The organism is Empedobacter sp. R750 (assembly GCF_030324345.1).
Taxonomy (GTDB): Bacteria; Bacteroidota; Bacteroidia; order Flavobacteriales; family Weeksellaceae; genus Empedobacter; species Empedobacter falsenii_C.
This window is the reverse complement of sequence record NZ_JACAGF010000013.1, coordinates 75080-86505: the sequence shown is the minus strand read 5'-3', so window position 1 is coordinate 86505 and position 11426 is coordinate 75080. Positions and strand designations below refer to the sequence as shown.

The window sequence follows — 11426 nt, the reverse complement described above, 5'->3', positions numbered from 1 at the left end:
ATACAAAGGGGGATTTTTGAGATTTTATTGAAACTTGCTAGATACTCCCAACATAAAGGCAGGATAAAGGCAACATAATGGCAGTAGAATGTATGTAATTATTTTTCTAACTTAGAATTGTGATGGTAATACAGTTGCTTTATACAAAAGCATAAACGTATTAAGTTACAATAATTATTAAAATAAAAAAGGAGCTATTAATTAGCTCCTTTTTTATTTTGATGTTTTTTGGCGTGCAATTCTTTCAATGTTGCTTTTTGTTCTGGCGTAAAAACAGCATTGATTTCATTAAATTCTTTTTCACGAACTTCTTTCATTTTTCGTTTCAATTCAATTTTTTCGTCTTTGTAGCTATCCTCAATTTGTTTGATTTTGATGACTTGAGCATCTGTCAAGTTCAAATCTTTTTTTAATTGTTGTAATTTCTGCTCTCTTGATCCTTCATTTCTGTCTTGCGCTGAAGCAGTTGTTAAAGTGAAAGCAATTAATCCTAATCCTACATATTTATAAAATGCTGTTCTCATAATTATCAACTTTTTTGTTTTATTTACTCTTAAGACTTTAAAAAAATAAAAAGGTTTAAAACGATAAATGTTAAAATTTTTCGGTTATGATGAAATCTTTTAAAAGATGTAACATTTGAGACGAATTATCGACCAATATTTTTTGAAATTATTTTTGAAATCGATTAAACCTTTACCAAAAAGGATTGTCAAACAAGTTGTAAAATTATAAAACTACAAAACGAAAAATTAAACAAATGAGGTTAAGAAGTTTATTTGCTTTGATTTTTATTTGTGTTTGTGCAGGATTGAATGCGCAAGAGCTTTTAAAAATTAAAGGGAAAGTCTTATCAAGTGAAAACAAACCTGTAGAATACACTACAGTATCGCTTGAAAGCTCGGAAGATGGAGTTGTGGCAGAAGCGGCAACGGATGCAAAAGGAGAATTTACAGTAGAAGCAAAGGCTGGACAATATGTTATTGTGATTGAGCCATTGGGATACGATGTAATAGAAAAACAAGTTAATTTAGAGTCTGCATTAGATCTAGGTACTTTTACTGTAAAAACGACGCAAACAGTTTCATTGGGCGCTGCAGTTGTAACAGCGGAAAAGCCTATTTATAAAGTAGAATTGGACAAGAAAGTATATGATATGGCGAATGATCCAATGTCGCAAGGTCAAACACTATCTGATGCTTTAGCAAATGTACCATCGGTTTCTGTTGATGCACAAGGAAACGTTTCATTAAGAGGGAATGATAATGTAAAATTTTTGATTGATGGAAAACCTTCGGGAATGTTAGGTGTTTCTGATGTAGCAGAAGCTTTAAAAAATATTCCAGCCGAAAATGTTGAGCGTATCGAATTGGTGACAAATCCTTCTGCACGTTATGAAGCTTCTGGTTCTGCGGGAATTATTAATATCATCCTTAAAAAGGGAACAAATACAGGTTTTAATGGTTCTGTAACGTTGAATGGAGGTATTCCTAAAATGGTTGGAGGAAACGTCAACTTAAACTACAAAACAAAAAAATATAACATCTATACTACTTTAGGTACACGTTATATGGATAGAGAAGGGGAAGGAAATGCTTTGACAACAAACTATCCGAATGGAATTATTTCTGATTATAGAAAAACAGATACGAACAACAATAGAATTCGTAGAAACTATAATGCACGTTTAGGAGGTGAATATTATTTAGATGATAAAAATACATTAGGAGCTTCTGCAGGATATCGTTATAATAATGGGAATAATATTAATGATGTTAGATACTATTATTATGATGCATTATGGAATCAAACAGATAAAACAGCTCGTATCGAAAATGAAAAAGAGTTAGAAAAAAGTTTTGATGCGGATTTTAACTACAAACACGCTTTTGATACAAAAGGACATGAGTTTACTTTTACAGGACGTTACTCGTACCAAAAAGAAGACGAAAATGGAATTATTCGTAATTTAAATGCAAGTGATGCATTGACAGGAAATGAAAGAACATATAGTTTAGAAACTCAAAATTCTGCAGTTTTTACAGCAGATTATGTTCGTCCAATTGGAGAAAAAGGGAAATTTGAACTAGGTGCACGTGTTGATTTGAGTGATACGAAAACAAATAGTGGAAATAATACAATTAATACGGACGGAACAGAAACTCCAAATAAAGCTTTCTTAGCTGATATAGATAATCAACAAAATGTATATGCTGGATATGTGCAATACGGAAATGCAATTGGAGAAAAATTCCAATACTTTGCAGGTTTACGTCTAGAAAGTTCTGATATGGAAATTGCAAATCATTCAGAAGGAACTACAATTTCAAAAAAATATACAGATTTATTCCCAACATTAACATTGAATTATAAATTGACAGATAAAAATGAGATGCAATTAAGCTACTCTCGTCGTGTTCGTCGTCCAATGGGATTCATGTTAATGCCATATTTTTCTAGTGTAAATGCATTAGATGTTCGTCGTGGTAATCCAGATCTTAATCCAACATATACTAATTCATTCGAATTATCGTATATCGCAACAGTTGGTAAATTGATGGTGACACCAAGTTTATTCTACCAAAGAACAACTGATGTGATTAATGATTTCCAAACATATAATTATATCGAATCAGGAAATCCTTTAAAACCATATAATCAAGCATTTGAAACGATGCCAGTTAATGCAGGAAATGAAGACCGTTATGGTTTAGATTTAACTGCTACTTATCGTCCTTTCAAATGGTGGAATTTAATGTTTAATGTCAACTTGTTTGGATACAATAGAACAGGTTCTTACTCAGCAATAATTTCAGATTATTTAAATCCAGATACAGGAGTTACAGAGTCGAAAGAATTTACACAAAGTTTCAAAGGAGATGGATTTAGTTCTCGTGGACGTTTATCATCAAACTTTATTTTACCAAGTGATTTTAAATTACAAATTGCAGGTAATTATATGGGAGGAATGAAAACTGCTCAACAAAAAACAGAAGATAACTTATCAATGGATTTATCTTTATCAAAAGATTTATTGAAAAAGAGAGCTTCTTTAACATTAAATGTTCGTGATGTATTCAATTCTCGTAAAAGAGAGCAAACAACTTTCTACGAAGAATCAGAAAACTATCAAAGTATGCGTTGGATGAAACGTTCTATTAACCTTTCATTTACGTATCGTTTCAAAAATACAAACGAGAAAGAGCAAAGTGGTAAACAACAACGTTCAAATGGAGAAGAAATGGGAGGTGGAGAAGAAATGCAAATGCAATCAGCTTCTTAGTAGTTTGAAAATAATCGAAAAAAAAAGGATCGCAATTGCGATCCTTTTTTTTTATCATTTGAATGAAAACGAATTATTTGTTTTTCAACAAATCACGAATTTCAGCCAATAATTCTTCTTGTGTTGGTCCAGCAGGAGCAGCTTCTTCAGCAGGAGCTTCTTTTTTCAACTTGTTAATTCCTTTAATCATTACGAATAAAGCAAATGCAACAACTGTAAAAGAAATAGCAGCAGCTAAAAAGCTACCATATTTAATGGCTGTTCCTGGAATTACTAATGCTGCTAAATTTTCAGCATGAATGGCTTTCAAAGCTGGATTTAAAAGTGCTGGTGTAATGATATCTTCAACTAAAGAAGTAACAATTTTACCAAATGCACCACCGATAACAACACCGACAGCTAAATCTACTACGTTGCCTTTTACAGCAAACTCTTTAAATTCTTTAAAAAATCCCATAAGTTTAAATTTATTTCTAAGTTTATAATAATTCTAAGGTTGATTGGTATCTAATCTATTTTTAGATGAGATAAATAAGTATAAACCGATTAACATAAAAGGAATACTTAAGATTTGACCGTTGTTTAATCCTATATTCAACATTTGAGCAACTGCTTCTTCACCTTGATTTTCTTTATAGAACTCAACAACAAATCGTATTAAAAATAATAAAAATAAGAATACGCCTAACAAGGCTCCTAAATATTTTCTCTTATCTGTTTTGTTGTACATATAAAGCATGATAATTCCTAAGATAACATACCCTATCGCTTCATAAATTTGAGCTGGATGGCGAGGAATTACTTCTCCATAACCTAAACTTTGTTGATGAAATTTTACTGCCCAAGGCAATTCTGATGCCTTTCCTACAATTTCTGAGTTGTAAAAGTTTCCAATTCGAACCGCAGCTCCACCAAAAGGAACAACAACAGCCATACGGTCTAATAACCACAATACATTGCGATGCAAATATTTTCTACTAAATAAATAGGAAGTTAAAATGACACCCAATGCTGCTCCGTGACTTGCAAGTCCACTAAATCCTACAAATTCGTAATCTTGTAATAGACCAAAGAAAGCACTTTGTCCTGGTGAATGTTGTACAGGTAAGAAAACTTCGATTGGTCGTTCGATAAACGCTGCTGGATCATAAAAAATATATTCTCCAAGTCTTGCACCTACAATTGCTCCAATAAATGTGTAAAGGAATAAAGGATCAAGTAGTTCTTTTTTCTGATTTTCTTTCTTGAAAATGTTCGACATCAAATACCAGCCTACGACAAAGGCAACTATCCAACATAAACTGTAAATATGTACTTTGAATCCTGCTATTTCAAATAAATAAGGTTTTGGATCCCAATCGATAAACGAAATTAAGTTAATCATTAATTTTTCTTTTTAGGTACAGGGTCGTATCCATGTCCTCCCCAAGGATGACAGCGACCAATTCTTTTTGTTCCGAGCCACAAACCTTTTAGCAAACCATGTTCTTTTAATGCCTCTATCATGTAAGAAGAGCAAGTTGGTTGAAATCTACAATTGCTTCCCATCCAAGGAGAAATCGCTAATTGATAAAATCTTACCAACAGAATAAATGGTGTAACCAAAATCTTGTTCATCTCGCAAAGTTAATCAATAACCGAAATAAAAAAGAATCAATCTAAAAAGTTTATGCTTTTGCAGATTGATTCTCTATACGATACGTGCTTAACGCATATTATTTTTTAGTATAACTCGCTGGATCTAATGCTTTGTAAGACCAGTTTTGTAAAAACTCTAACACAACTTTCGGATCATGTCCTTTCACTTCTTTGCTTTCAAGATAAGCCGAATTTTGTGTATGAATTAAATTTCCTTTCTCATCTAAAATCACAAAAACAGGAAACCCAAAACGCTCTGGATGTTTCAATGCGGCTAATGTTTCTTCGTTTTTATTTTTTGGAGAATAATTTACATGAACCACTTCATAATTATTCGCGATATAATCTTTTACTTCTTGATTTTCTTTTGTCAATTTATCAAACATCACACACCAAGCACACCAATTACCACCAATTTGTAATAAAACGTGTTTATTTTCTGCAGAAGCTTTTTGTACCGCATTCGCAATATCTACTTTCGGATTTGTTTCTTCGCTATAAATTTTTGGTTTTTCTGTTTGTTGACCAAATGCAAAACTTAATGATAAAATCATTAAGCTAAAAAACATAGTTAATTTTTTCATTTCAAATTCTAAATATTAAGTCGAATTTACAATAAAAAATTATGCCGAAAACGTTTTTCTACGAATTAATAATCGTATAGTATAAATTTAGTTTTTCTTGAACCGAATTTATTTCATTATTTTTTTCGCTTTGATTAAATTGATTAATCATATTGATAGAGAATTTTGATTCAAATTCTAAACGATCCAATTCAATTTCATAAAAATTAATTTGATCATGAATTTGCGTGAAATAATAATTTACCAATTCAACATACATCAATCTAAGTTCTTGATTAACTCTGATAAATTCGACAAATTCTTGCAATTCGACCAAAAACTCAATCATTTGTTTATTGATTTCTGATTGCTTATCTTTTAGTTCAATCTTTTTCAAATAATCAGTTGATAAAGCAATTTTATCACCCAAAAGTTGGTGCTTTCTTGTTAAAATTAAAGCACATTCTAACGCTTTCTTCATCATTTTAATTTTTATTCTAACACAAAGAAAATAAATCTAAATGCCAAAATATGTCGCCCAAAAAATCATTCATTTTGACAAAACATTCCCTAACTTTGAAATCTAAACAAGATTTTATGAATGCGCCTTTAGCTGAAAGAATGCGTCCAAAAACGCTTGAAGAATACATTAATCAAAAGCATTTGGTGGGCGAAAACGGACCAATAAAAATGATGTTGCAACATGATATGATTGCTTCGATGATTTTTTGGGGACCGCCAGGAACAGGAAAAACGACACTCGCACAATTAATTTCCGAATTAACTGATCGACCATTTTATACGTTGAGCGCCATAAATTCTGGTGTGAAAGAAGTACGTGAAGTAATTGAAAAAGCAAAGAATCAAAATTTGTTTTCGGGAACGAAAAATCCAATTTTATTTATAGATGAAATTCATCGTTTCAATAAATCGCAGCAAGACAGTTTGTTGGGAGCGGTAGAAACTGGTTTGGTGACGTTGATTGGAGCAACAACCGAAAATCCAAGTTTCGAAGTTGTACCAGCTTTGCTTTCGCGTGCACAAGTTTATGTGTTGAAACATCTCGAAAAAGAAGATTTAGTTGATTTAATCGAACGAGCTATAAAAAAAGATACAGTTTTATCTAAATTAAATATTGAATTAGTTGAAACAAATGCATTATTAAGATATTCGGGCGGTGATGCAAGAAAATTGTTGAATGGTTTGGAGTTGGTGATTAATAGTTTTTCTCCAACAGATAAAATCATCATCAATGATGAAATTGTACATGAACGTATTCAGCAAAATTTAGCACGTTACGATAAAACGGGAGAACAGCATTATGATATTATTTCGGCTTTTATCAAATCGATTCGTGGTTCAGATCCAAATGGAGCGGTTTATTGGTTGGCTCGAATGATTGAAGGTGGTGAAGATTTGAAATTTATTGCGAGAAGAATGTTGATTTCAGCTTCCGAAGATGTGGGAAATGCAAATCCAACTGCAATGATTTTGGCGAATAATACATTTCAAGCTGTTTCGGTGATTGGTTATCCAGAATCTCGTATTTTATTGAGCCAATGTGCGGTTTATTTGGCGAATTCTCCAAAAAGTAATGCAACCTATTTAGCGATTGGTAAAGCACAACAAGTTGTGAAACAAACAGGAGATTTACCTGTTCCGTTGCATTTACGAAATGCACCAACTAAGTTGATGAAAGATTTGGATTATGGAAAAGAATATAAATATTCGCACGATTTTCCAGGAAATTTTGCTGAGCAAGAATTTTTACCAAATGAAATTTCGGGGACGACTTTTTATGAGCCAGGAAATAATAAACGAGAGCAAGTGGATAAACAATCGCTCAATCAAAAGTGGAAGGGAAAGTATGGGTACTAAAATTAAAAATCCCAGTTAATCATTTGTTAACTGAGATTTTAAGGTTTGGTTGATTTTTTTGGTTTATATGATAATAGGTTGGTAATTGTATATACACAAGGTTTGTGCCAAAACTTAATAAAAAGTAAAAAATTGATTAAAAAAAAGAAAAAATTAAACTTTTTCGATCAAAAAAAGGAATTTTAATTTATAAAATAAAGAAAATGAAACAAATACAAATTATAAACGGACCTAATTTAAATTTACTTGGCGTTCGCGAACCAGAGATTTATGGAACACAAACTTTCGAAGATTTTTTTGAACATGAATTGAGAAAACAATTTCCAGAAGTTTCGTTGCATTATTTTCAATCAAATCACGAAGGAGATATTATTGATAAATTGCACGAAATTGGTTTTAAATATGACGGAATTATCTTGAATGCTGGTGCGTATACGCATTATTCGTATGCGATTGCAGATGCGATAAAAGCGATTACGACTAAAGTGATAGAAGTTCATATTTCGGATATTTATGCGCGCGAAGATTTCAGAAAAAATAGTGTAACAGGCGAAAGTTGTCTGAAAATTATTTCAGGAAAAGGTTTACCAGGTTATGTTGAAGCTGTGAATGATTTTGTGAAATAATTAATAATCATTATCTTAACAAGATTAAAATCTATTACCTATGAAGAAAATTATTTTAGGATTAATCTTTGGATTAACAATTTTTAGCTGTAATGCTAAAGGCGATAAGAATAATGCGGAGGAAAAATCGCAAGCGATGACGGCTTGTGAACAAGCGGCAATAACACCAGGGATATCTGCGGCAAAAAAAGAATTAATTACAAAATATTGTGATTGTTCGACGGATAAAATGTTGGATGAGTTTACATACGCGGAAATGATGCAAATGAAAAATCCATCGCCGGAATTACAAGAACGATTAATGAAAGTGATTGAGCCTTGTATGAATGATTTGAAAACAAAATCTGCTGAATTAGGAGAGTGATAAACAAAAAAGTCGGAACAACGTTCCGACTTTTTTAATATTCTTTTTTGTATTGTTCTTTCTTGAATTCGTCTACAAGATGTTCGTTCAAACTATCAATATAGCCTAAGATTTCTAATTTACCAATTTTACTCGAAGCCGAACTTGTAAATATTTTTGGTAATTCTTCCCAAGTTTTTAACAACTCGTTTTTGTAGTGATTCAAGTTTTTTTGCATTTGTGTACTCGTTAGTTTATCTAATTTTGTAAACACAATTGCAAATGGAATTTGTTTGTTTCCTAACCATTCCATAAACTGTAAATCTATTTTTTGAGGCGTGTGTCGAGAATCAATCAATAAAAAAACATTCACCAAGTTCTTGCGAAACTCAATGTAATCATAAATCATTTTATTGAAACCACCGCGAACACCTTTTGGTGCTTTAGCAAAACCATAACCTGGTAAATCGGCTAAATACCAAGTGTCGTCCATTTCGAATGTATTAATCAATTGAGTTTTACCTGGAGTTGCAGAAGTTTTAGCTAATGCTTTTTTATCTGCTAACATATTGATTAATGACGATTTTCCAACATTAGAACGCCCAATAAATGCATATTCTGGTTTGAAAGGATCTGGACAATCTGTATATTTTTGCGAACTTTTTACGAATTCAGCTTTTTTAATCATAATTATGCTTTAGTGGCTGGATCTAATTGTTTTTCGATTAGCCATTTGTATAAAATTTCGTTGAATAATTCAGGGTGTTCCATCATTGGAGCGTGCCCACATTTATCAATCCAAAATAAAGAAGCGTCTGGTAATTCTTCTTCAAATTCTATTGCAACTTCTGGTGGAGTTACATTATCTTGTTTTCCCCAAATCAAACAAACAGGCATTTTGATGTCTTTTAAATCATCTTTCATGTTAGATTTGATTGCGTCTCTTGCAATATATAAAGTTTTGATAGCTTTATTTCTGTCATTTACAGTGTCAAAAACATCATCTACAATTTCTTTTGTAGCGATAACAGGATCGTAAAAAACTTCACGCGTTTTACGTTCTACATATTCGTAATTACCACGTTTTGGGTAAGTTTCTCCAAAAGATTTTTCGTACAAACCAGAACTTCCTGTTAAACAAAGTGCTTTTACATATTCTGGATGTCTGTGACAAACCATCAAACCAATATGTCCTCCTAAAGAATTTCCAACTAAAATAGCTGGTTCTTTAACGACTTCTTCAATAAAATTTGCAACATGTTTTGCAATATTTTTGATATTAGTATTGATGACAGATAAAGAATATAATGGCAATTCTGGTGCGAAAACCTTATATCCTCTTTGTGCATAATAATTTGTAAGTGAGCTGAAATTGCTAAGTTCACCCATTAATCCATGAAGCAAAACAATTGGTTGTCCCTCTCCTTCTTCTATGTAAGAGAACTTATCTTTTTTCTTTAAGCTAAAAAACATTTACTCGATATTAAGTCGACAAATTTAATTAATTATATTTTTTATTTCGTGGTTTATATGAAAAACTTTAACAATCCATATTAATCACTTATCAAAACAAGGTCTATATAAACATTATTTCTCATTTTATACATGGGGTTTGCGTTAGAAAAAACATAACTATCTGATACTAAATTTTAAATTGTTGATAACTATTTCAATAAAAGTGGTAAAAAATGGTAATTTGTGGTAATATTTTCTTTATTTTTGGAAAAATTCTATCATGAATTCATTAATTGGAACATATGAGTGTAAGGTAGATACAAAGGGTAGGCTCCCAATACCAGCGGGTTTGAAGAAACAACTTGCTGAATGTTTGGAAGATGGCTTTGTGTTGAAAAGATCTGTGTTTCAAAATTGTTTAGAACTGCATCCAATGAAAGAATGGGAAAAAGTGATGAATGATTTGAATAAATTGAATCGATTTGTGAAGAAAAACAATGATTTTATTAGAATTTTTACGGCTGGATTAAAAATTGTCGAAGTTGATGCAAATGGAAGGCTACAGATTTCAAAAGATTTAGTGAAATTTGCAGAAATTAATAAAGAAGTCGTTCTAAATTCTTCTGTAAACATGATCGAGATTTGGGATAAAGACAAATACGAAGAGTCGATTAATGTAGATGATTTAGATTTTGCTTCTTTGGCAGAAGATGTAATGGGAAATTTAGGAGAAGATGAGTGAATATCATAATCCAGTATTATTAAAAGATAGTGTTGATGCGTTAATTATTAACGAATCAGGTATATATGTAGATTGTACGTTCGGGGGTGGAGGTCACTCACGTGAAATATTAAGTCGTTTGGATCAAAATGGAAAATTATTTTCATTTGATCAAGATATAGATGCGGTTCGCAATAAAATTGATGATGATCGATTTGAGTTAGTTGAGCAAAATTTTAGATTCTTGAAAAATAATTTAAGATTTCGTGGAATAAAACAAGTTGACGGTGTTTTGGGTGATCTAGGAGTTTCTTCTCATCAGTTTGATACACCAGAACGAGGTTTTTCAACTCGCTTTGATGGAGAATTGGATATGCGAATGAATCAGAATGCAAAATTATCTGCCAAAACAATTATTAACGAATACGAAGAAGAAGATCTTGCGCGTGTTTTTTATGATTTTGGGGAATTGCAAGGTTCGTATCGTTTAGCGAGAGAAGTTGTAAAAGCAAGAGCGGATAAACAAATTAATACAATTGATGAGTTGAAGCAAATTTTTTCATTCATTCCAAAAATGAAAGAAAATAAATTTTTCGCTCAAATGTTTCAAGCATTACGTATTGAAGCAAATGATGAAATGGCTGCATTGAAAGAGATGTTGACGCAATGTGGAGAAGTGATAAAGCCAGGTGGTCGCTTGGTGATTATTTCGTATCATTCGTTAGAAGATCGCTTAACAAAACGCTACATGAAAAACGGAATGTTTGAAGGAGAGCCTGAACGTGATGTTTTTGGAAATTGGTCGGCGCCTTTCAAACCTTTACAATCAAAGGTGATTGTGCCAACGCAAGAAGAAATTAATGAAAATCCAAGAGCGCGTAGTGCGAAAATGCGTATTGCGGTTCGTAATGAGGATTAA

14 protein-coding genes are annotated in these 11426 nt (G+C 31.9%); 6 read left to right on the top strand and 8 right to left on the bottom strand.

The window, feature by feature from the left end:
- Window positions 1-197 precede the first annotated feature (197 nt).
- A complete protein-coding gene (locus tag HXZ74_RS13295) occupies window positions 198-524 on the bottom strand; it encodes a Spy/CpxP family protein refolding chaperone (protein ID WP_180905162.1) in 327 nt (108 codons plus the stop codon).
- Window positions 525-760: 236 nt separating this feature from the next.
- On the opposite strand from HXZ74_RS13295, the gene HXZ74_RS13290 reads away from it, so the two are divergent.
- On the top strand, window positions 761-3283 hold the full coding sequence (locus tag HXZ74_RS13290) for a TonB-dependent receptor (protein WP_286475790.1): 2523 nt from the start codon (window positions 761-763) through the stop codon (window positions 3281-3283).
- Window positions 3284-3356: 73 nt separating this feature from the next.
- On the opposite strand, the gene mscL is transcribed toward HXZ74_RS13290, so the two are convergent.
- The 5 genes from mscL to HXZ74_RS13265 all read right to left on the bottom strand — a co-directional run bounded on the left by mscL (window position 3357) and on the right by HXZ74_RS13265 (window position 5968).
- Window positions 3357-3740, bottom strand: coding sequence for a large conductance mechanosensitive channel protein MscL (mscL, locus tag HXZ74_RS13285; protein WP_038332787.1), 384 nt, complete (start codon window positions 3738-3740; stop codon window positions 3357-3359).
- 33 nt (window positions 3741-3773) lie between these two features.
- The gene (gene lgt, locus HXZ74_RS13280) at window positions 3774-4667 is read right to left on the bottom strand and encodes a prolipoprotein diacylglyceryl transferase (protein WP_286475788.1); all 894 of its coding nucleotides are present in this window, start codon (window positions 4665-4667) and stop codon (window positions 3774-3776) included.
- Window positions 4667-4900, bottom strand: coding sequence for a membrane protein insertion efficiency factor YidD (gene yidD / locus HXZ74_RS13275; protein ID WP_038332792.1), 234 nt, complete (start codon window positions 4898-4900; stop codon window positions 4667-4669). Before yidD ends, lgt begins: the two co-directional genes overlap by 1 nt.
- Window positions 4901-4998: 98 nt before the next feature.
- A complete protein-coding gene (locus HXZ74_RS13270; protein WP_280051106.1) occupies window positions 4999-5490 on the bottom strand; it encodes a thioredoxin family protein in 492 nt (163 codons plus the stop codon).
- A gap of 73 nt (window positions 5491-5563) precedes the next feature.
- On the bottom strand, window positions 5564-5968 hold the full coding sequence (locus HXZ74_RS13265; protein WP_286475786.1) for a hypothetical protein: 405 nt from the start codon (window positions 5966-5968) through the stop codon (window positions 5564-5566).
- A gap of 113 nt (window positions 5969-6081) precedes the next feature.
- Here HXZ74_RS13265 and HXZ74_RS13260 point away from each other — a divergent pair, with 113 nt between their 5' ends.
- The 3 genes from HXZ74_RS13260 (at window position 6082) to HXZ74_RS13250 (ending at window position 8352) form a co-directional block, all read left to right on the top strand.
- Entirely contained in the window at window positions 6082-7362 is a 1281-nt protein-coding gene (locus HXZ74_RS13260) for a replication-associated recombination protein A (RefSeq protein WP_280051109.1), read from the top strand.
- A 203-nt stretch (window positions 7363-7565) separates the two neighbouring features.
- A complete protein-coding gene (locus HXZ74_RS13255; RefSeq protein ID WP_125349650.1) occupies window positions 7566-7988 on the top strand; it encodes a type II 3-dehydroquinate dehydratase in 423 nt (140 codons plus the stop codon).
- A 40-nt stretch (window positions 7989-8028) separates the two neighbouring features.
- Complete coding sequence (locus HXZ74_RS13250; RefSeq protein ID WP_125349649.1) at window positions 8029-8352, top strand: hypothetical protein; 324 nt, start codon at window positions 8029-8031, stop codon at window positions 8350-8352.
- A gap of 34 nt (window positions 8353-8386) precedes the next feature.
- On the opposite strand, the gene yihA is transcribed toward HXZ74_RS13250, so the two are convergent.
- Together yihA and HXZ74_RS13240 are read right to left on the bottom strand one after the other, a co-directional pair.
- Complete coding sequence (yihA, locus tag HXZ74_RS13245) at window positions 8387-9019, bottom strand: ribosome biogenesis GTP-binding protein YihA/YsxC (protein WP_084106860.1); 633 nt, start codon at window positions 9017-9019, stop codon at window positions 8387-8389.
- Window positions 9020-9021: 2 nt separating this feature from the next.
- A complete protein-coding gene (locus HXZ74_RS13240) occupies window positions 9022-9804 on the bottom strand; it encodes an alpha/beta fold hydrolase (RefSeq protein ID WP_280051104.1) in 783 nt (260 codons plus the stop codon).
- Between the two features lie 262 nt (window positions 9805-10066).
- Here HXZ74_RS13240 and mraZ point away from each other — a divergent pair, with 262 nt between their 5' ends.
- Both mraZ and rsmH read left to right on the top strand, forming a co-directional pair.
- A complete protein-coding gene (gene mraZ, locus HXZ74_RS13235) occupies window positions 10067-10528 on the top strand; it encodes a division/cell wall cluster transcriptional repressor MraZ (RefSeq protein ID WP_038332815.1) in 462 nt (153 codons plus the stop codon).
- Window positions 10521-11426 (top strand): 16S rRNA (cytosine(1402)-N(4))-methyltransferase RsmH, encoded by a 906-nt coding sequence (gene rsmH, locus HXZ74_RS13230; protein WP_286475784.1) that lies wholly within the window; start codon window positions 10521-10523, stop codon window positions 11424-11426. Before mraZ ends, rsmH begins: the two co-directional genes overlap by 8 nt.